Here is a 19,534-nt window from a genome sequence, read left to right on the forward strand (position 1 = left end):
ACTCCTTTAATCTGCCCGCAGGGCATCCACCGGCTGGAGGCCGGAGGCCTTGATGGCGGGATAGAGTCCAAACACCACGCCCAGGGCGACGGAGATGAAGAAGGCTCCCACCGTCACCCCCGCGTTGGGGATCAATATCATCTTGAAGGACAGCTTGCCTACAATGAGGGTGCCCACATAGCCCGCCGCGATGCCGAACAGGCCGCCGATGCCGCAGATCATGCAGGCCTCAATGAGGAACTGGGCAATGATGCTTCTGCGCTCTGCGCCGATGGCCTTGCGGATGCCGATTTCCCTTGTCCGCTCGGTGACGGTGACCAGCATGATATTCATGATGCCGATGCCGCCCACCGCCAGGGAGATGGCGGCGATACCGCCCAGGAAGCGCTGCTGCATCTTGTCCTGCTCCTCACTCTGCTCCTGCCACTCGTTGGGGCTCTGGACATAGCCCATGCCCTCTCCCAGCAGGTTGTCCAAATAGCCCTGGAGCAGGGAAACCGCCTTGGCGGTGGACGCGGAGTCCTTGGCCTTGGCCACAAAGTCGGAGATCATGTTGTCGCTGCTCAGCACCCGCTTCATGGTGTAGGGCACCAGCAGATAGCGGTCCATGCCCGACATGTTGTTGGGGTCCTTCTCGGCAAAGACACCCACCACCGTGAAGGGAATGCCGTTGATGGTGATCTCCTTGCCCACCGGGTCCACAAAGTTGAACAGGGTCTCCGCCACATCATGGCCCAGGACGCACACCTGGTTGTACCGGTCCACATCCAGGAAGGAGATGTCCCGGCCCTTGGCTATGGTGAAGTTGTTGCACAGGGAGTAGTCCTGATTGCCCATCACCAGCTGGGGACTCTCCTCCCAGCTGCTTTCGTAGCTGTCCATGGTCTTGGCCCCGTACTTGAGCACCGTCCGCTCATAGAAGTTCACCACCGGGGTCACACCCAGGATATAGTCGTCCAGCTCGTCCATGCAGTAATCTCCCAGCAGCTTGGCCACGTTCTTGCCGGGGCTGTAGGCATTGATATTCACCACGTTGCTGCCCAGGCTCTCGTAAAATTCCCGCATCTGCTGGTTCTGGCCCTGGGCGTAGGACACCAGGATGATGACGGCGGCCAGGCCGATGATGACGCCCAGCATGGTCAGAGCGGAGCGGGCCTTTTTGGCCGCGATGGATTTGACGGCGATCTTGAATGCCTGCATCAGATTCACGAAAAGGCCCCCTCTCTGTCTCCGTCATAGAGGATGTGGCCGTCGGCAATGCGGATGATCCGCTGGGCGGTGGCCGCGATGCCGTTGTCATGGGTGATGAGGATGATGGTGGAGCCCTCCTCGTGGAGCCCGTGGAGGATCTCCAGCACGTGCTTGCCGGTGCGGGAGTCCAGAGCGCCGGTGGGCTCGTCGGCCATGATGATGGGGGGCTGGGTAGCGATGGCCCGGGCGATGGCCACCCGCTGCTGCTGGCCGCCCGACATCTCAGTGGGCTTGTGCTCCGCCCGATCGGCCAGACCCACCCGCTCCAGAGCGGCCTCCACCCGGTCCCAGCGCTTGGAGGCGGGCACCCCCTGGTAGATCAGGGGGAGCTCCACATTCTCCCAGGCGTTGAGGGCGGGGATCAGATTAAAGCCCTGGAAGATAAAGCCGATCTGCTTGTTGCGGATGTGGGCCAGCTGCCGGTCGGTGAGCTCGGTCACGTCCACCCCGTCCAGATGGTAGTCTCCGTAGGTAGGGATATCCAGACAGCCCAGGATGTTCATCAGAGTGGACTTTCCGGAGCCGGACTGGCCGATGATGGCCACAAACTCCCCCCGGTCCACCGACAGGGATACGCCGTCCAGGGCCCGGACCTCGCTCTCCTCTCCCTCATGGTAGATCTTGAAGAGATTTTTTACATCAATGAGCATGGCGTCGCCCTCTTAATACATGGTCTGTTCCGGCGTCTCGTAACCCACAAAGACCTCCTGGCCCTCGGTGAGGCCCCGCTTGATCTCCACCCGGGCGCTGTCGTTCAGACCCACCTCCACGGGAACGGCCCAAAAGCCCTCCGGGCCTTCCCAGGCGGGATCGGGCTCCAGAATGGCGTTGACAGGGGGCTCATCGGACTTGACCCAGACGATGGTGCGGGTCTCCTCCTCCATGGAGCCGCCCATGGAGCCGTCGACCATACCGCCACCGTCGGGCATGGGCACGGCAATAGCGCCCAGCTTGCGGCCAAAGACGCCTCCGGAGTACCGCTGGGGCAGGGCCACCACGCCGTCGGTCATGCCGTCCTCCACGAAGCCGTCCTCGGTAAAGCCATCCTCGGGCAGGCCTGTTTCGGGATCAGAGCCGTCCACCATGCCGCCCTCGCCAAAACCGCCGCCGGCATTGGGATCGGCATCCAGGTTATCCGGCAGCTGCACGTTGGAAAAGCTGACATACTTCACCGCCTGGACGGGGACCGTCAGGCAGTTGTCCGACTGGCTGGCCACGAAGGAATAGTTGACGTACATGCCGCTCATCAGGCTGCCGTCCGGGTTATCCACCTTCACCACGGCGGGGAAGGTGGCCACGCCGTTTTCACCGGTGGCGGTGAGGGAGACGCTCTCCACGATTCCCATGTAGGGGGTGCCGTACTGGTCGATGTTGACCATCATGCCCGGCTTGATGTACTGGACGTTCATCTCGTCCACCTGGATCTCAATGGTCATCACAGAGGTATCCGCAATGGTGATGCCCTGGCCGCTGGACACCTCCTGCCCCTCCATCAGGGTACAGGAGAGCACGGTGCCGTCAATGGGAGCCACGGCGTTGTACTTGGCCAGCTCCTCGGTGGCGGTCTTCAGCTTCTCCTCCGCGTCCTTCAGGGCATTTTCCTTGGAGGCGATCTCCTCGTCGGTGTTCTTGGCGCCCAGCTGGACCAGGGTCTGGCCGGCCTTCACGTCCCGGTAGTTCAGCAGATTGACGCTCTCCACCGGACCGGAGGCCTTGGCCTTGATCTCGGTGGTCTCGTAAAACTCCAGCTTCCCGTTCTCATAGGGATAGATGGGGGTGCCGTCGGCGGCGGTGAGGCCGGCGGAGGCCTCCATCCCCTCGGTGAGGGTACCGGGATTGTCCAGCACAAAGACCACCTCAAAGTGGGTGGCGCCCTCCGGGGAGACAAAGCGCACCTTGTTGATCTTCTCCACCGTGCCGGTCCGGCTGCCCATGATAGACGGAATGGAGATCTGGGCGGTCTGTCCCACATGGATGCTGTTCTCATAGGCATAGCTGTAGTAGAGGGACATGCGCAGCTTGGTGTCGTTGACCAGCTTGGCGATGGTATCCCCCTCATTCACCGTGTCGCCCACCTTCAGGTCGGCCACCTCCCGCAGGTTGCCGGGGTGAGGCGCCTTGATGGTAAGCTCCGCGATCTTGTCATAGACCGCCTGCAGCTCCTTGTGGCAGTTGTCCACCGCCTCCTGGGCCACCGTTTGTTCCTCCCGGGCGGCGGTGTCGTCCATCCGGTAGAGCTGCTGCCCCGCCGTGACCTGGTCGCCCTCCTTGACAAAGAGCTCCAGGACCGTACCGGAGTTGGGGGTAATGGTAGCCGAGTCCTTGGCCTTGGTGGTACCGCTGCCCTCCACGTTGACCTGGATGGACCCCAGCTGGACCGGCTCCACCATGGGCTTGCCTCTGACGTCGTCCTCCCGGAAGACAAAATACCACAGGGCAAAAGCCACGGCCCCAATGACAGCCGCGGCAATGAGCAGGCCCACCACCAGCTTGACCCTGCTCCCCCGTTTTTTCTTGCGGGGGCCCGCAGGCGCCGCCGGCGGAGTTTGACTCTGGACCGGCCGTTCCAGCACAGGCGTCTGTTGATCCGTCATAGGAAATTCCTCCTTATCCACTTCCTTGGTCACTGTCATTCTAGCATACCGGGTAAGGTAAGCAATGACAAAGCAGTGACAAATTCTTAACAAAAGCTTAAATTTGGACGGTCCCCTTCCGGCGGTCTCCGGAACCTCTTCAGTGTATCCCTCCCTGCCGGAAACTTCCGCCGAATCTTGCCGTGTCTTCTATTCCTTTAGACGCTTCATCAGGCGAAAAGTTTCTGTGTGAAACAGAAAAAGCCGCCGGCCCCGGGTCTCCCCGGGACCGGCGGTCCCATGCTTATGCTATTACAATTCCACCACATACCGCTCATACCCATTGATCACCCGGGTATTGCCGTACTTCTGTTCCCGCTGGATCTCCCGGCCGTAATTGAGGTGGGTGTGGCCGTGGAGGAACAGGGAGGGCTGGTACTTGTCCAGCAGCCGGTTGAAGGCCCGGAAGCCGGTGTGGGCCAGGTCGGAGCAGGGCACCATATCCCGCCCCGGCGCGTGGGTGAGCAGAATATCAAAGCCCCCTTTGAAAAAGAGTCTGGGGGCCAGCTTCAGGGCCCGCAAAGCCATCTGCCGTTCGGTATACTGATGGGGACCGCTCTTGTAGCGCATGGAGCCCCCCAGGCCTACAATGCGCAGCCCCTGATATTCGTAGCACTGCCCGTCGATGCAGGTGCAGCCCAGAGGGGGATCCTTCTCATAGCTGACGTCGTGGTTGCCATGGACATAGAGCACCGGGCAGTGGGCAAAGGTGGCCAGGAAGGACAGGTAGTGGGGCTTCAGGTCCCCACAGGAGAGGATCAGGTCGATGCCGTCCAGTCTGCCCGGCGTATAGTAGTCCCACAGGTAGGAGGATTCGTGATCGGAAACTGCCAGGATCTTCACTTCAGCCACGCCTCCTCCGCACCCTGGACCCGGATGAGCTCCCTGGCCCGGTCGGTGAGCTCCTCCGGCTTGGGGATGGAGCCCTCCACATAGGAGGACAGCCAGTTCATAGTCAGGATCTGCTGAGCGGGCAGAGGCCCGTCGTCTCCATATACCACGTGGCCCTGCTGATTCATCAGCACCCCGTAGAAGGGGTCCAGCCGCTCGGCCCGGATGGCATCCCGCAGCACCCCCGCCAGCCTCCGGGTACCGGCGGGCAGGCGGCGGGAGCAGAGCACATCCACCGTCTTCTGGTTGATCCCCCACCAGTAGGTGATGGCCCTGCTGCCCTGGCTCTCCTTCTTCCAGCTGCCCTCCAGCACACGGCGCACCAGGCTTTGGTAAAACCGGCCCCAGTCGCAGTGGATGAGGGCCAGATTGTGCAGTTCCCGGGACCGGGGCCCGGCGTTGGCGGCCAGCCGGTCCAGATAGTCGATATACACGATGCCCTTGGCCCGCAGGCTGTCGATGCCGCCCCCCTCCTTCAGGCTGTCCCAGGACAGCAGCACCCGGGCGTTGGCATTGACCATCCGGGCACCCTGGGCAAAGGCGTTGATGCTGGCGATGGTGCCGAAGGTGGGGTAGTCGGCCACATAGCCGATCCAGCCGCTGCGGGACAGGGTGCCCGCGATGGCCCCCTTGATGAACTTGGCCTCGTACATCCGGGGATAATAGGTGCGCACCGAGGGATAGGAGTTGTTGAGAGAGCAGTTGAAGAACTTGATCTCCGGGTGGCGCACCGCCTGCTTGACGCTGGCCAGCAGCAGGGACGGGTCGGTGGTAAAGATCAGGTCGGCCCCCTTCTCCACCGCTTCGTTGATGGCGGCCTCCGCCGCCTCGTCGGTGACGGCATTCTCGTAGGAGAGGGTATAGACCTGGTCGTGCATGGTGTCCTCCAGCAGGTAGCGGCCGCACTCATGCTCGTATACCCAGCGGGAGGTCTCGCTGCTGCCGGCATGGATGAAGGCGGCGCACAGCCGCTCAGTGACCGGCAGGGTAAACAGGGGCTTTTTCACCACGTCGTCCAGCATCAGGGCCACACCGGCGTTCTCCAGCCGGTTGCGCACCTCCTGCCGGATCATGGGCAGCTCCCTGGCAATCTGGGTGGACAGCTTGCCCCGGGAGGCCTGATACCCGAAGAGCTTTACATACACCAGGAAGGCCAGGGAGATATACCGCTGATCGGCGCTCTCCCGGATACAGGCGTCCCGGAACATGTAGTAGAAGGAGCGGAAACTGTGGATCTCCTCGGCGCTCCAGGGCTCCTGGCTGGGCCGCCCCATGGCCTCCAGCAGTTCCCGGTATTCCCCCGGGCGCTTGAACACCAGGAAGTTCAGGCCGGTCATCTGGTAGAAATTCAGAAATTCATAGTAGGCCGTGATCTCCGGGTCGTCGGAGGGACGGGGCAGCAGCCGGGTGACCACCGCCGGGATGGTGATGGCCCCAAAATATTTCAGCACGCTGACCCGCTTGTGGCCCTCCACCACGTAGAAGCGGTTCAGGTATTCCACCGCCTTGATGGGGTCCCGGATGCCCTCCTCCAGGTGCGCCTGGCACAGGGAGGCCCACTTGGTGGCAAACTCGCTGTCCGCCTCCAGCACCGGGTAAAAGCCGGGGGAAAAGCTGCTGCTCCGCAGCCCATTGCAGGTGCCCACAATCAGCTCGCTGGGTACCTCCACCACCCCCAGACTCTCCCGCCGCATGGCCAGCTCCTCCGGGTCACCGGGCAGCACCTGCAAACCGGTGGCTTCCCCCCGGGCCGCCGCCGCTTTGACCTCCTTCTGGCCCAGACGGAGCGCATTATGATATTCCTCCAGGATCGGCATACCGCCGTACCCCCTTTCGCCGGTCTCTCTCAACAAGCTACCACGCCCGGCCGGAAATTACAATCCCTTTTCTTCCTGTCAGCATGCTTTTTGGTGGAAATTGCAGGGAAAACTGGGCCCTTCCAGTTGAAGAACCGCCCGGAGCGTGCTATAGTATGTAAGGTTGGTCAGGCCGCCCGGTCTGCTCCCATCGCATTTTCCGAGTCCGTACTTTGGGCCCGTACTATAAAGGAGATTCAATATGGACCATCGTGATTATCGCAAGGGCACTGTGCCCTGTCATACCTGGCGCATGATCCGCGCCCAGGAGGAAGACCTGTACTTTAAGCGCCCCGCCGTCCCCGGCCGCCGTCCCGCCATCGTAATGCCGGAGGCCCTGCTGGCCCCCAAGACCGTGGTCAAGGCCGACCCCGCTCCCCAGGTGGAGGCTGCACCCGTTGTTGTGGAGACCGCTCCTGCCCCCGGCCTGCTGGACCTGCGTCTGGCCCAGTACGGCGATGAGCTGGAGCGGCTGTACCGTGCCCAGTTCCAGGGCGATCTGGCCGCCTGGGACGGGCTGCTCACCCTGCTGCGCCGGTATCAGGAGAGCCGTCCCCAGGACCTGCTGGATCAGGACCAGCGCCGTGAGGCCGACCCCGACTGGTACTGCCGCCGGGACCGGCTGGCCATGACGGCGGACGCCGCCGCCTTTGCCGACTCTCTGTCCGGCGTGGCAGAGAAGCTGCCCTATCTGAAGGAGTGCGGGGTGGACTTCCTCCGCCTGTCCGCCGACGGTACGGCGGCGGAGCTTGCCCCTGTGGCCGACGCCTGCCGGGCCCAGGACATCTGCCTGTGTCTGGAACTGAAGGAGTCTGCGCCTCAGGACGCCGCCTCCTTCCAGACCTGGGTGGGCAGCCTGCTGGAGCTGGCCAATGCCGGCGCTGACGCGCTCTGCCTGGGAGATCTCTCCCTCCTGCCCCACCCTGTGGTGCGGATGGCCCGGCTGATCGTCCAGCTGGTGTGCCCCGGCGTGCTGCTGGCAGGCAAGGCCCCCGCCTGCGGTGACTTCTCCTTCACCCCTGACAAGCCCGGATGTCATCTGCTGTGCCGGGAGGGCGGCGCCCTGCTGTGGAATGCCCTGGCTACCGGCGACACGGCCCTGCTCCGCCACCAGATCCAGCAGGCCCTCTCCCTGCCCCGGGAGCAGATCTTCCTCAACCGTCTCCACAGCGACGACGGTCTGGACTGGGCCCTGGACTACGGCTGGCTGAAGGAGCACTGCGGCGCCGATGAGGGAGCCCACCGCCAGTACCTCAATGACTGGGCCTGCGGCCAGTTCCCCGGCAGCAACAGCCGGGGCCAGCTGTCCGCTCAGGGCAAGGTATGCGGCACCACCGCCTCCCTGTGCGGTGTGGAGGCCGCCGACTACGAGCAGGACAACACCAAGCTGGAGCAGGCTGTGGCCTGCGATCTGCTGCTCCACGCCTTCCTGCTGACCCAGAGCGGCCTGCCCGCCCTCATCAGCGGCGACGAGGTGGGCCAGCTCAACGACTACAGCTGCCATGAGGACGCCCACAGCCTCCAGCACGGTCCCTTCCAGTGGGAGCTGGCCGCCATGCGGAATGATGAAAACACCCGCCAGGGCAAGCAGTTCCAGGGCCTGCGCCGCCTGACTCAGCTGCGCGCCCAGGAGCCCGCCTTTGATCCCCGGGCCGACGTGTGGACCTTTGACACCGGCAACCCCCATGTGCTGGGTCTGGGCCGCTGGTACGAGGGCCGCAAGCTGGTGGCTCTGTTCAACTTCAGCAGTGATTTTGTCTCCGCCAGCGCCCCCGAGGCTGGCTCCTTTGAGGAGCTGGTGTACGGCGGTCACTACGACGAGCTGGGCCATGTGGAGCTCTATCCCTACGGCTTTGTGTGGCTGCTGCAGCACTAATGAAATCGCACAAAAAAAGACGTGCCGCTCAGCGGCACGTCTTTTTTTACTGACAGGTACGGCAAGCGGCGTCGCACCTTCCGGGTCTGTCACTTGCTCTTTCTGCCGTAGCCGGTGGCAATGGCCACAACCAGGATCACCAGCATGGCAATGGAGTAGAAGTTGACAAACGGAACAGAGGCAGGCGCCACAGCAAAAGCCTCGCCGAACTCCGCCGCCTTCATGGCGGGGATCACACAGTGGACCGTCCAGGGAGCCAGGAAGCAGAACACACAGCCGGCGCAGTCCATCAGGTTGGCTCTGCGGAACCGGTCCAGACCATTCTTCTCGCCCAGTTCCCGGACCAGATCGCCCATGGCCACAATGGCTACGGAGATGACGCCGGTCACCATGCTCAGGATACCGATGCTGCCCACGATGGTGATCTCGGTACTCACCGGGCCCTTGGCCAGCTTGGTCAGGCCCTTGCCCACATCCTCAAAGAGACCGCTGGACTCCAGAATGCCCAGCATAGAGAACACGCCGATGAGCATGGCTACCGTGCCCATGCAGCCGGTGATGGCATCGATGACAGCGCCGGAGACGCTGAATCCGCCGGGGAAAGCCAGCAGGTCAGAGATCTGGTAGATCCCAGTAATCAGGCCCATGACGATGCCCGCGATGACGCCCCAGGCCAGGGCGGTGATCAGGTGCTTCTTCATCAGGCACAGAACAATAATGACTGCAGGAACAATGAGCATTGTCATGGAGAGCGGATGGGGCTCCACCTGAGCAGCCTCCAGGGCGGCGGGGTTGGCCTCGGTCTTGGTAAAGATCAGGAAACACACCAGCGCAATGATGGCCGCGGGGATGGAGTACTTCATCCGGGTGCGCACCACCTTGCCCAGCTCAGCGTTCTGGGTGGCGGAGGAGACGATGGTGGTATCAGAGATGGGAGCCAGGTTATCGCCGAACGCAGCGCCCGACACCACCGCGCCGATCATGTAGATGGGGGACACGCCGGTCATAACGCCTACCGGGAACAGGATGGGGATGACCACCATATAGGTGCCCACCGAGGTACCGGTGGAAAAGGCCAGCAGACAGGTGATAATAAAGGTGGCTGCCGCAAACAGCTTTCCGGTAAAGCCTGCCTGGATGGCGTAGGATGCAATGGTCTGCACCATGCCGCTGTTGGAGATCAGCTTGCCGGAGATGGCCGCCAAAATCACCGCCATGGCAATCACAGGGAACATGGGTTTGGTCAGCCCTGCCATAATGGCCTGGCCGTAGGCCTTCTCATCCTTGGCCACTACCACGCCAAAGATGATGGCCATAAAGAAAGCCACCACATACCCGTTGACGTTGGACTGGCTTACCGCCGCCCAGATAATGAATATGATGGCCACCAGCAGGGGAATCAGCTTCCCTACCATGCCAAACCGGAATTCCAAACGATTCTTCTCACTCATTACGAAACCTCCCTTATCAATACGTTGTGGCCGGGACCGTTATGCCGCCTGCCGGTTCTCCGCCAAACGTCTTATGGTGTGTGGGGCCCGCCCGGCCCCTCCTCCAGCAAGTGCTTTGCCAGCACATTCAGAGAACGGGCCGTCTGTGCCTCATGATACTCGCTGGCCGGCCTGCAGGTCAGTGCGCCGGTGGGACACACCCGCACACAGGCAGGGACCATCCCTCTGCGCAGCCGCTCCACACAGCCGTCACACTTCTCCATTTTTCCCTCCCGGTTGAAAGAGGGCGCACCAAAGGGACAAGCCATGGCACAGGAATGACAGCCCACACAGTTGGTGTTGTCGTAGAGGGTCAGGCCGCTCTCCTCGTCCTTATACAGGCAGGCACTGGGACAGCCCATAACGCAGGGCGCCTCCTCACAGTGCATACAGGCCACCGACAGGAAGGCAAACTTCTCCCGGCCATCCTCCACCGACTCCAGTGCCGCCGCATTGCGGAAGGGATGCTGCCGGTGCTCCACGTCAATGTCATTCTGGTCAAAGCACGCCATTACACAGGCCTGACAGGCGGTACACTTGGAGGGGTCAAAATCAAATATCATTTTCTCCATGGCTCACACCCTCCTGATGGAGACTCTGGTCTCCCGATAGCTGGGGAATCCGGAATAGGGGTCCAGGATCTCATTGTCGGTCAGCTCGTTGGCGTCGGCCTCTCCGTACCCATGGTAGAAGCATACCACACCGGGCTCAGCCTTCAGGGTCAGATTGGCCTTGACCTGGATGCTCCCCCGATGAGATGTGATCTCGATCTTGTCCCCCTGGGCAATGCCCAGCCGGTCCCCATCCTCCGGGTGGAGGTCGGCGGTTGGTTCAGGACGGAGGGAGCGGTTCCAGGGCACCTTGTGGAGCCTGCTGTGGAGCACGTTGGGCAGCCGGGGCGAGGAGGAGAGTACCATGGGCAGATCCTCGTCCGGCCGGTCCTCATAGGGAGGACGATAGGTGGGCAGCGGATCAAAGCCAGGGTGCTTCTCAATCGCCAAAGAGTAGAGCTCAAACTTTCCGCTGGCGGTGTTGAGGCCCCGCTCCAGCATGGTACCCGGCACATAGGGAGTCACACCGGGTACCTTGACCGGCCCATCCGCCTCTTTGAGCATCTGCATGGAGAGGGGCAGGTCCTGAAGGATGTAGGCCCAGCAGGCCTCCGGTCCCTGGCGGAGCAGCTGGTCATCCAGGTCCATGGCCCGGGCCAGCTCACACAGGATCTGGATGTCGCTGCGGGACTGGAACCGGGGCGGGATCACCGGCTTGGTCAGGTACAGGTAGCCCCCGCCGTAGCTCTTCAGCTCACTGCGCTCAAAAGAGGTACAGGCAGGCAGAACAATGTCGCAGAATTTGCAGGTATCGGTCATGAACAGTTCCGTATTGACCAGGAAGTCCAGCTTGAGCAGGTTGTTCTTCAGCCGGGCATCGTCAGGCGAGATGCGGTAGTTCATGCCGAAGCCCAGCATGGCCCGGATGGGATACGGTGTTCCCTCCTCGATCTGGCGGGACAAATCATTGGCCTGCGCCTCATGGATGAAGTCGTTCCAGATGGGGAACCGTTCCGCTCCCACCGCCGGGGCCTTCACCCGGTCATGGTGCTCCATAATAAAGGCGTCCTCCCGGGTGGGGAATCCGCCCGGCAGATAGTTATAGCTGAATTGAATGGGGATCTGCCCGCCGGGCCGGTCGAAACAGCCCAGAATGGCGGACAGGGACATGATCGCCCGGTAATTCTGGAAGCCGTTGCGGTGGTGTGCCAAAGGTGCTGCGCTCTCATTGATGGCTACAGGCAGATTCTCCCAGATCATCCGGGCCGCCGCCTCCAGCTGCTCTGCCGGCACACCGGTCAGCTCCTCCACCCGCTGGGGAGTAAACTGCTTCACATAGTCTGCATAGGCTTCAAACCCGTAAACATAGCGGTCGATGTAATCCTGATCAATCCTGCCCTCTCGGATCAGGATGTGAGCCAGCCCCAGGGCCAGGGCGCCGTCGGTACCGGTGCGGGGCCTCAGATGGATATCCGCAAGCTTGAGGGAGGCGGGGGTGATCCGGGGATCGATGATGATGACCTTCATCCCCTCCGCCTTGCGCTTCTCCACGTTGAGGGCGGCCAGATGCCGGGAGTAGTAGGGATTGTAAGCCCAGCCCAGGAATACCCCGGCCCGCGCCACATCGGAGGAGCACATGGGATTTCCGGTGGTCACCCACCAGTTGAGGAAGGTAGAGGTCATGCAGCTGCTGGACTCGGTGAGAAAATTGGGTGAGCCAAAGGAGTAGGTAAACCGGTGCAGGAAGGGCCGGTACCACTTGGTATAGCCGGAGTAGAACAGCACGCTCTCCGGTCCGCTCTCCGCCTTGATGGCGTTCAGCCGCTGGGCAATCTCCTGGTAGGCTTCCTCCCAGGAGATGGGCTCAAACTGGCCTGAGCCTCTGGGCCCCACCCTGCGCAGGGGGGTCTGAAGGCGGTCATTACGGTAGATGTACTGCCTGTTGGCCAGGCCCTTGGGACAGAGCAGACCGTGGTTGACTGGATGGTCCGCCGTGCCCTCGATTTTGATCACCTGCCCGTCCTTCACATAGGCGTCAATGCCGCAGTGGAACGAGGGGCAGCAAATATCGCAGATGGTCCGCTTCACCTGGATCCCCGTCTCTTCCCCGGGGATTTTGGCTTTTAGCAGGCGCTCTTTTTCATCCACAGGTAAAACCTCCCTTCAAAGCTCAGCGTTCCAGAAGATCGATCATGGGCTCGCTCAGTCCGTTGCGGAGCAGGATCACCCGCTGCATCGGGCTGATGGGCTCCTCATGTCCCAGAAAACGCCGGGTCATATAATTTTTGATGACGCCGCTGATGATATGGTTATCCACAATATTGACCAGAGCCAGCTTTCCCTCACGCCGGACGGCGTAAAAGTAGAAGCCATCGTTGCTGTAGCGAAGTACCTCACCCTGGGCATGGACATCGCCAAAGCCGATAAAATCCATATCCAAAAAATGTGTGATATTATGCAGCAGACTGCCGGGATAACGCACCGTCTTACCCAGCATGGCGCCCGCTGCTGTTACGCCCTGATAGCCCGCATTGGCCCACAGGCCAATGATCTGGTTGTTCCCGCTCTGGATGTTCAGAGCACTGGCGCAATCACCCGCAGCGTAAATACCGGGTACAGAGGTCTCCATACGCTGGTTGACCAGCACCCCCCGGTCCACCTTGGGGCCGGCCGCGTCCAGGAAATCCAGATTGGGGCGGGTACCGATGGCCAGGACCACCACATCCGCCGGCAAGGTCTCCCGTTCCAAGCAGACCTCCAGTCCGTCCCCGGATTCCCGCAGGTCGATCAGCCGCTGACCCAGCCGCAGGCACACACCCTTTTCCTCCACCCGGCGGCCCAGTTCCCGGCCTACTTCAGGTACCGCTGCCAACGGGAAGAGGGTGGGGGCCTGGTCCGCCAAAACACAGCGGATGCCGGCCCGCTGAAACAGCTCGGCCACCTTGATGCCCACCATGGAAGCGCCTACCACCACACCGCTGTGCACATCTCCCTGGTCCAGCCGCTGCCGCAGCGCCTCGGCGTCCGCAGGAGTACGCATCACATAGACATTCCGCTCCGGCATGTGAGGCAGGGGCGGGACAAACACCCGCGCCCCCGTGGCAATCAAAACGGCGTCATACCGGCTGCGCTTTCCATTCTCCAGCACCACCTCCCGCCGCACGGCATCCAGCCTGCTGACCTTTGCACGGCGATGTATGTTCAGCGAGAGTGACTGGGCTATACTCTTCAGTGAGCCGAAGGGGAACAAGGCCTTCCATGGCAGCCGGTGTCCTGTGTAGTAGGTGGTAAGCATGGGATTATAGGGCGGCAGGTCGGTATCGGAGTATACATGAATGGCACCCTCGAAGCCTTCCTCCCGCAGCGTCTTGGCGCAGTGGTATCCGGCACAGCCAAACCCAAGTATCGCGATTTTTTCCATTGCCTCCTCCTCCTTTACCTGATCTGGCTCAGCGCAGTCAGCGCGTCCAGATCATAAATTATCCACCGCCCATCCTTTTTCTCCAGCAGGCCCTGAAGCTCCAGCTCACCAATCACCTGATTGACCGTAAGTCTGGACACATTGATCAGGTTACCGATCCCCTGCTGGATCACCGGCAGGTCGATGCGGATACCCTGCCCTGCAGGAGTACCAAAGCGGTGGGCCAGGTCCACAAATACCGCCGCCACCCGTCCCCGGGCATTGAGAAAACTGAAACGGCGGATATGCTCCATCATCACATGGATCTTATGGGACAGAGAGGTCAGCACCTGGGCATTCAGCGCCACATCCTGGGAGAGGTGGCGCAGAAAGCGGTCCTTGGGGATACAGTAAAGCTCGCTGTCCACAATGGTAGCCGCATGCAGGAACTGCGCCGACGGCTCAAAGCAGGTCTCCTCCCCAAACATACAGCCCGGCAGGGCAAAAATATAAATCTTTTCCGCACCCTCGCTGTCAAAGTAGGACAGGCGCACCCGTCCGCTCTTTACGATATAAATTTGCGCAGTATCCTCCTCTTGATTGTAGATCACGGTTTTTCCCTTGAGACGGATCAGATACTGCTCATCTGCAAGTTGTCTCCAGCGCTCCAGATCATACTGGATCCAGGGCGAGAAGCGAACGCTGTCCGGCATGATCCTTCACCCCCTTGCCTGTCTTGGTTATAGCATACTGTCCGGATAAAAGAATATAAGCTTCTTTACATTTTGAATTTTTATCAAAAAAAATTCAGGCTGTCCCAGTTTGGCGGACTCCTTCCAGACATTGGGAACTCTTCTTGCGCCAAATCCAAGGTCTGGACTGAGCCCTCTCATGGGACAGCCCGTTTTATCTCTATAGTATACTTGGTGGGCAGTCAATCTGCCCCAGGCTCAGGCCTCGATGTCCATGGTCTCCATCTGGGCCTTGGTGACGCCGTTCCGCTTCCCGTAATTCTCCCAATAGGAAGTGGAAGCCTTGAGAAACAGCCCCTTGGGAAGGGGCATGGTCACCTTCAGCCGCCGCCCCTTCCCCCGCGCCATGGAGGCGGCCAGCTGCTTCAGCTTCCGTCCCACCAGCCCCCGGAAGGGGGTATTCAGGATGGCCTCCCCGCTGCCGATGCTCAGTACCGAGCCGAAGGGGTAGCCGTTCGCCTTGCAGAACAGCTCCACCATGCTGACGGCTACCTCGTTCTGTTCCGGCTCCAGAAAACCGCAGTTGATGAGCACGGACACCGTGGGCTTGTGCCGGGGCGGATGCTCCTCCAGGGTCTTCAAAAAATTCAGCAGCGTCACCGGTATCCCGTCGGCGTAGAGGGGAAACACCAGCAGCAGGTGGTCGCAGTGCTCCGCCGCCCGGCACAGCTCCAGGTGGTTGTCCCTGGTAATTGCGTATGTCTCCGTCTCAGAGGGGCACACCTGGGCAAACCACCGGGCGTACTCCTTGGAGTTGGATCTGGGCGCTCTGGGGCTGCCGTTGAGGATCATCACCTTGTCCATGCCAGCACCTCCTCCCTCACCTTCTGTTCTACTTCATGCTCCGGGACAAAAACCACCCGGAAGCCCTCAAAATTCATGTTGCTGGCGTTGCGCTCCACCAGCCGCCGGAACACCTGCTGCTCCTGTTCCGGGATATCACCATAGGCCAGAATCACTGCCTGCTTGGGCACCACGGCCCGCTGCACATGGTGGGTCTCCCCATGGAGCAGGCGAATGAAAGCCTGCTGAACCGGAATGGACCGCTCCAGCATGGTCTTCATCACGGTGTCATAGCCCCCGTATTTCACTTTGCTGACGTACAGAATCTGTCGGCTGGCCGCAATGGCGGGATAGACCTTCACCGCATCGTCCCGGATCACGCACTTGCCCGGGGTTTTCGTCCAGCAGCCAAAGCAGCCCACACAGTTTGCGATCTTCAGCCGGGACAGATCGATCAGCCGGATATCATCCGGATCAGTCTCCGGCAGCGCCAGAGGCCGGTCACTGAGAATCAGTTTCATACATTCCTCCTGTCATGGATTTTCCTGTGCTCTATTATATCATACTTTTTTAGTATGTATTTTACATTTTTATGACATATGCCGCCCTACGGGATATCCAAATCCATGCACCCCAAGGAGTCTACGGATTTGGGACAAGGCCGTATAAAAAATAAGTATTTTTTCAGACGAAACCGCCAAAACATGGTATAATAGAAAAAAGCGCCTCCTGTATTGGGGGAAGAGATGAGGGAGCTTATGAATAATCAAGAAAATCTCCGCGCCATCAAGGTCATCGGACACCGCAATCCGGACACAGACTCCATCTGTTCCGCCATTGCCTACAGCCGTCTGAAAAACATTCTGGACCCTGATCGTCCCTGCAAGCCCTGCCGGGCAGGACTTCTGAACCGTGAGACAGAATTTGTTCTGGATTACTTCCATGTCCCCGCCCCCCAGCTCTATACAGACGTAAGCCCTCAGATCCGGGATGTGGATATCCGAGCTATGGAGGGTGTGGACGGAGAAACCAGTCTGCGCCGGGCCTGGATGATCATGCGTGACCAGCAGATTGATACTTTGTGTATCGTGGACCAGGATCAGCGGCTCAAGGGCGTTATCACCGTCAAGGATGTAGCCACAGCCAACATGGACGGTCTGGACACCTGTATCCTGGAAAAAGCGGAAACCAGCTATCAGAATATTCTGGATATCCTGGAAGGAACCGTTCTGGTGGGCGACATTGAGGGAAAGCGGGTCAAGGGGCGGATCCTCATCGGTTCAGGCAGCGCCGAGCAAATCGAAAGGTCCATCTCTCCGGGAGATATCGCCATTGTTGCCAACCGCAGTGAAAGCCAGCTGGCCGCCATTGAGATGGGTGCGGGCTGTGTCGTGGTATGTGCCGACAGCAAGGTCTCCCGGACCATCCGTATGTTGGCCGAAGAGCAGGGATGTATTATGATCAGTACTCCCAAGAGTACCTATGTGGCCGGCCAGATGATCAGCCAGGCGGCACCTATCCGCCATTACATGACCGAAAACGGGCTGCTGACGTTCAATCTGAACAGCTCCGTGGAGGCTGCTACCAAGGTCATGACCTCTGTACGCTACCGATACTTCCCCGTGCTGGACGACGATGGGCGGTATGTGGGCGTGGTCTCCCGCCGCAACATGATGGGTCTGCATAAAAAGCAGCTCATTCTGGTGGACCACAACGAGAAGAACCAGGCGGTGGAGGGTATCGAGCAGGCAGAGATCCTGGAGATCATCGATCACCACCGCATCGGCTCTATGGAGACCGATGGTCCGGTCTACTTCCGTAATGTACCCGTTGGCTGCACATCCACCATCATCTATCAGATGTATGAAGAAAACGGCGTGGAGATCGACCGGACCACCGCGGGCCTTATGCTCTCAGCTATTTTGTCCGATACCCTGATGTTCCGCAGCCCCACCTGCACCACCATTGATGAACGCACAGCCCGAAAGCTGGCTGAACTGGCGGATGTGGATCTGGAGACCTACGCCGATGCCATGTTTGAGCATGGCGGAGATGTGAGCGGAAAAACCGCGGAAGAGCTCTTCAATACCGACTATAAGATCTTTGACTGCGGAGCGATCCGTTTCGGCGTGGGCCAGGGCAGCTATATGGTGGAGCGCAACCGAAAGGCCAGCGAGGCCCTCATTGCTCCCTATCTGCCGGTAGCTCTTGAGAAGCAGGGGCTTGATTTCATCTTTTATATGTTCACTGACGTGCGCAGTGCCAGCACGGAACTTCTAATGGCCGGAAAGGGAGCCGAGTCCCTGGTGGCCCGTGCCTTTCAGGCAGAGGTCCGGGACGGCCTGGCTATCCTGCCGGGGGTGGTCAGCAGAAAGATTCAGCTGCTGCCCAGAATCATCAGTGCCCTCCGGGAAGAAGAAACATAAGATTGGCGCAGTAAATTGTCTGACTAAATACAGCAGAAATTGCGTTCAAGGGTCTGTATGAACTTCTTTTTATTTTCTTAACGTGTTGCACTTAATAGTATCATTCAGAAAAAGCAAAACCTGCGTATAACCATCGTTATACGCAGGTTTTGTCTACTTTGGTGGAGGCGGGGGGAGTCGAACCCCCGTCCGAAAACGCTTCCTCGGGAACCTCTCCGGGCGCAGACGGTCGATTACATTCCCTTATCCTGACGCAGGCCGTCAAACTTCAGGACTTGGTAGCTTCATTGTTCATGGTGCGCTCAAAGCTTTGCGCACACACGTGCACCACTAAACGACGCCCCGTTCCGGCTCGTGGTCCTTCCGGACGGGACGGCCGCTAATTAAGCAGCGGCGAGAACGACGTTATCGTTGTTCTTTAATTTATAAGTTGCCCGTTTTTAGGATGTCAGGCACATCCGCCCGCTATTCCCGCCTCTACGTCCCCGTCGAAACCAGTACGCCCCCGTAGAGCGGCGCGGTCCAACCGCGCCGCGGCAGGTAACATGTTTAGTTATGTGCTTTAGTCGCTCTCAGCACTTCTCCGGGGCGGGATAATCCACACCGAAGGTCTCCACGGTGACCGACTTCATCCGCTGATCCTCGTAGGGGCGGTCCATCCGGTCCCGCTTGGCGCCCACGATGGCGTCGGCCACGTCCATGCCCTCGATCACCTTACCGAAGGCGGCGTACTCGCCGTCCAGGTGAGGAGCCTTCTCCACCATGATGAAGAACTGGCTGCCGGCAGAGTTGGGATGCATAGCACGAGCCATGGACAGCACGCCGCGGTCATGCTTCAGGTCGTTCTTCACGCCGTTATGGGCAAACTCGCCCTTGATGGAGTAGCCGGGGCCGCCCATGCCGGTGCCCTGGGGACAGCCGCCCTGGATCATGAAGCCGGGGATCACCCGATGGAAGATCAGGCCGTTATAGAAGCCGGACTTCACCAGGCTGATAAAGTTGTTCACGCTGTTGGGAGCCACCTCGGGATAGAGCTCGGCCACCATTTTGCCGCCGTTTTCCATCTCAAAGGTCACAATGGGATTCTGAGCCATGTGAATCTCCTTCCTTTCTCCGGGGGTCCTTCCCCCGCTTTGTCAATAACCGCCGCGGCGGTGTGCTTTCATGGTACGGTCCATCTCACGCTTGGCGTCACGGGCAGCGGCGGAGTCCCGCTTGTCGTAGAGCTTCTTGCCCTTTGCCAGGCCCACCTCCAGCTTGACCCGAGAGCCCCGGAAGTAGATGGACAGAGGGACCAGCGCGTATCCGTCCTGCTTGACCTTGGCAAACAGTTTCAGGATCTCCCGCTTGTGCATCAGCAGGCGGCGGGGCCGCAGAGGGTCCTTGTTGAAGATATTGCCCTTCTCGTAGGGGCTGATGTGCATGCCGTGGACATGCATCTCCCCGTCCTTGACGATGCAGAAGGAGTCCTTCAGGTTGACGTGGCCCTGGCGGATGGACTTGACCTCGGTGCCTGCCAGCTCGATGCCCGCCTCGTACTTATCCTCGATGAAATAGTCGTGGTAGGCCTTGCTGTTTTTGGCCACGATCTTGATGCCCTTGCTCTCCATTCCGCCACCTCCCAA

General features: G+C 60.2%; 16 protein-coding genes and 1 other RNA gene. 2 read left to right on the forward strand and 15 right to left on the reverse strand.

Features of this window, described 5'->3' with window-relative positions; translation table 11 throughout:
• Nucleotides 1-6 precede the first annotated feature (6 nt).
• From B5G34_RS09090 to B5G34_RS09110, 5 genes are all read right to left on the reverse strand, one after another.
• A complete protein-coding gene (locus B5G34_RS09090; protein WP_242956959.1) occupies nucleotides 7-1,200 on the reverse strand; it encodes an ABC transporter permease in 1,194 nt (397 codons plus the stop codon).
• A 5-nt stretch (nucleotides 1,201-1,205) separates the two neighbouring features.
• Nucleotides 1,206-1,901 (reverse strand): ABC transporter ATP-binding protein, encoded by a 696-nt coding sequence (locus tag B5G34_RS09095; protein WP_087336303.1) that lies wholly within the window; start codon nucleotides 1,899-1,901, stop codon nucleotides 1,206-1,208.
• Between the two features lie 12 nt (nucleotides 1,902-1,913).
• On the reverse strand, nucleotides 1,914-3,845 hold the full coding sequence (locus tag B5G34_RS09100) for an HlyD family efflux transporter periplasmic adaptor subunit (RefSeq protein WP_087336305.1): 1,932 nt from the start codon (nucleotides 3,843-3,845) through the stop codon (nucleotides 1,914-1,916).
• Nucleotides 3,846-4,136: 291 nt separating this feature from the next.
• A complete protein-coding gene (locus B5G34_RS09105) occupies nucleotides 4,137-4,736 on the reverse strand; it encodes a metallophosphoesterase (RefSeq protein ID WP_343286560.1) in 600 nt (199 codons plus the stop codon).
• The gene (locus B5G34_RS09110; RefSeq protein WP_087336309.1) at nucleotides 4,724-6,592 is read right to left on the reverse strand and encodes a BMP family ABC transporter substrate-binding protein; all 1,869 of its coding nucleotides are present in this window, start codon (nucleotides 6,590-6,592) and stop codon (nucleotides 4,724-4,726) included. Before B5G34_RS09110 ends, B5G34_RS09105 begins: the two co-directional genes overlap by 13 nt.
• A 241-nt stretch (nucleotides 6,593-6,833) precedes the next feature.
• On the opposite strand from B5G34_RS09110, the gene B5G34_RS09115 reads away from it, so the two are divergent.
• Nucleotides 6,834-8,507, forward strand: coding sequence for a hypothetical protein (locus B5G34_RS09115; RefSeq protein WP_087336311.1), 1,674 nt, complete (start codon nucleotides 6,834-6,836; stop codon nucleotides 8,505-8,507).
• Nucleotides 8,508-8,596: 89 nt separating this feature from the next.
• Here the strand turns inward: B5G34_RS09115 and B5G34_RS09120 are convergent, their stop codons facing one another.
• From B5G34_RS09120 to B5G34_RS09150, 7 genes are all read right to left on the reverse strand, one after another.
• Entirely contained in the window at nucleotides 8,597-9,958 is a 1,362-nt protein-coding gene (locus B5G34_RS09120) for an SLC13 family permease (protein WP_087336313.1), read from the reverse strand.
• A 71-nt stretch (nucleotides 9,959-10,029) separates the two neighbouring features.
• On the reverse strand, nucleotides 10,030-10,569 hold the full coding sequence (locus B5G34_RS09125; protein ID WP_140397226.1) for a 4Fe-4S dicluster domain-containing protein: 540 nt from the start codon (nucleotides 10,567-10,569) through the stop codon (nucleotides 10,030-10,032).
• Nucleotides 10,570-10,572: 3 nt separating this feature from the next.
• Complete coding sequence (locus tag B5G34_RS09130; RefSeq protein WP_087336315.1) at nucleotides 10,573-12,696, reverse strand: molybdopterin-dependent oxidoreductase; 2,124 nt, start codon at nucleotides 12,694-12,696, stop codon at nucleotides 10,573-10,575.
• Nucleotides 12,697-12,718: 22 nt separating this feature from the next.
• Complete coding sequence (locus B5G34_RS09135) at nucleotides 12,719-13,969, reverse strand: NAD(P)/FAD-dependent oxidoreductase (RefSeq protein WP_087336317.1); 1,251 nt, start codon at nucleotides 13,967-13,969, stop codon at nucleotides 12,719-12,721.
• 14 nt (nucleotides 13,970-13,983) lie between these two features.
• A complete protein-coding gene (locus B5G34_RS09140; protein WP_087336319.1) occupies nucleotides 13,984-14,661 on the reverse strand; it encodes a Crp/Fnr family transcriptional regulator in 678 nt (225 codons plus the stop codon).
• A 237-nt stretch (nucleotides 14,662-14,898) separates the two neighbouring features.
• A complete protein-coding gene (locus B5G34_RS09145) occupies nucleotides 14,899-15,504 on the reverse strand; it encodes a hypothetical protein (RefSeq protein WP_087336321.1) in 606 nt (201 codons plus the stop codon).
• Nucleotides 15,492-16,004 (reverse strand): flavodoxin family protein, encoded by a 513-nt coding sequence (locus tag B5G34_RS09150; RefSeq protein WP_087336323.1) that lies wholly within the window; start codon nucleotides 16,002-16,004, stop codon nucleotides 15,492-15,494. Before B5G34_RS09150 ends, B5G34_RS09145 begins: the two co-directional genes overlap by 13 nt.
• A gap of 237 nt (nucleotides 16,005-16,241) precedes the next feature.
• Here B5G34_RS09150 and B5G34_RS09155 point away from each other — a divergent pair, with 237 nt between their 5' ends.
• A complete protein-coding gene (locus B5G34_RS09155; protein WP_087336325.1) occupies nucleotides 16,242-17,909 on the forward strand; it encodes a putative manganese-dependent inorganic diphosphatase in 1,668 nt (555 codons plus the stop codon).
• A gap of 159 nt (nucleotides 17,910-18,068) precedes the next feature.
• On the opposite strand, the gene ssrA is transcribed toward B5G34_RS09155, so the two are convergent.
• The 3 genes from ssrA to smpB form a co-directional block, all read right to left on the reverse strand.
• Nucleotides 18,069-18,416: a transfer-messenger RNA gene (gene ssrA / locus B5G34_RS09160) on the reverse strand.
• A 65-nt stretch (nucleotides 18,417-18,481) separates the two neighbouring features.
• Nucleotides 18,482-19,003, reverse strand: coding sequence for a peptidylprolyl isomerase (locus tag B5G34_RS09165; RefSeq protein ID WP_087336327.1), 522 nt, complete (start codon nucleotides 19,001-19,003; stop codon nucleotides 18,482-18,484).
• A gap of 42 nt (nucleotides 19,004-19,045) precedes the next feature.
• A complete protein-coding gene (smpB, locus tag B5G34_RS09170; RefSeq protein WP_087336329.1) occupies nucleotides 19,046-19,519 on the reverse strand; it encodes an SsrA-binding protein SmpB in 474 nt (157 codons plus the stop codon).
• Nucleotides 19,520-19,534 lie beyond the last annotated feature (15 nt).

Source organism: Flavonifractor sp. An82, from assembly GCF_002159265.1.
GTDB lineage: Bacteria > Bacillota > Clostridia > Oscillospirales > Oscillospiraceae > Flavonifractor.

What these genes read in the sequence shown, in the direction of transcription:
- B5G34_RS09125 (WP_140397226.1), bottom strand. Translation starts at nt 10,569, where the DNA reads ATGGAGAAAATGATATTTGATTTTGACCCCTCCAAGTGTACCGCCTGT.
- B5G34_RS09155 (WP_087336325.1), top strand. Translation starts at nt 16,242, where the DNA reads ATGAATAATCAAGAAAATCTCCGCGCCATCAAGGTCATCGGACACCGC.
- B5G34_RS09090 (WP_242956959.1), bottom strand. Translation starts at nt 1,200, where the DNA reads ATGCAGGCATTCAAGATCGCCGTCAAATCCATCGCGGCCAAAAAGGCC.
- B5G34_RS09145 (WP_087336321.1), bottom strand. Translation starts at nt 15,504, where the DNA reads ATGGACAAGGTGATGATCCTCAACGGCAGCCCCAGAGCGCCCAGATCC.
- B5G34_RS09095 (WP_087336303.1), bottom strand. Translation starts at nt 1,901, where the DNA reads ATGCTCATTGATGTAAAAAATCTCTTCAAGATCTACCATGAGGGAGAG.
- B5G34_RS09120 (WP_087336313.1), bottom strand. Translation starts at nt 9,958, where the DNA reads ATGAGTGAGAAGAATCGTTTGGAATTCCGGTTTGGCATGGTAGGGAAG.
- B5G34_RS09115 (WP_087336311.1), top strand. Translation starts at nt 6,834, where the DNA reads ATGGACCATCGTGATTATCGCAAGGGCACTGTGCCCTGTCATACCTGG.
- B5G34_RS09110 (WP_087336309.1), bottom strand. Translation starts at nt 6,592, where the DNA reads ATGCCGATCCTGGAGGAATATCATAATGCGCTCCGTCTGGGCCAGAAG.
- B5G34_RS09100 (WP_087336305.1), bottom strand. Translation starts at nt 3,845, where the DNA reads ATGACGGATCAACAGACGCCTGTGCTGGAACGGCCGGTCCAGAGTCAA.
- B5G34_RS09140 (WP_087336319.1), bottom strand. Translation starts at nt 14,661, where the DNA reads ATGCCGGACAGCGTTCGCTTCTCGCCCTGGATCCAGTATGATCTGGAG.
- B5G34_RS09165 (WP_087336327.1), bottom strand. Translation starts at nt 19,003, where the DNA reads ATGGCTCAGAATCCCATTGTGACCTTTGAGATGGAAAACGGCGGCAAA.
- B5G34_RS09135 (WP_087336317.1), bottom strand. Translation starts at nt 13,969, where the DNA reads ATGGAAAAAATCGCGATACTTGGGTTTGGCTGTGCCGGATACCACTGC.
- smpB (WP_087336329.1), bottom strand. Translation starts at nt 19,519, where the DNA reads ATGGAGAGCAAGGGCATCAAGATCGTGGCCAAAAACAGCAAGGCCTAC.
- B5G34_RS09150 (WP_087336323.1), bottom strand. Translation starts at nt 16,004, where the DNA reads ATGAAACTGATTCTCAGTGACCGGCCTCTGGCGCTGCCGGAGACTGAT.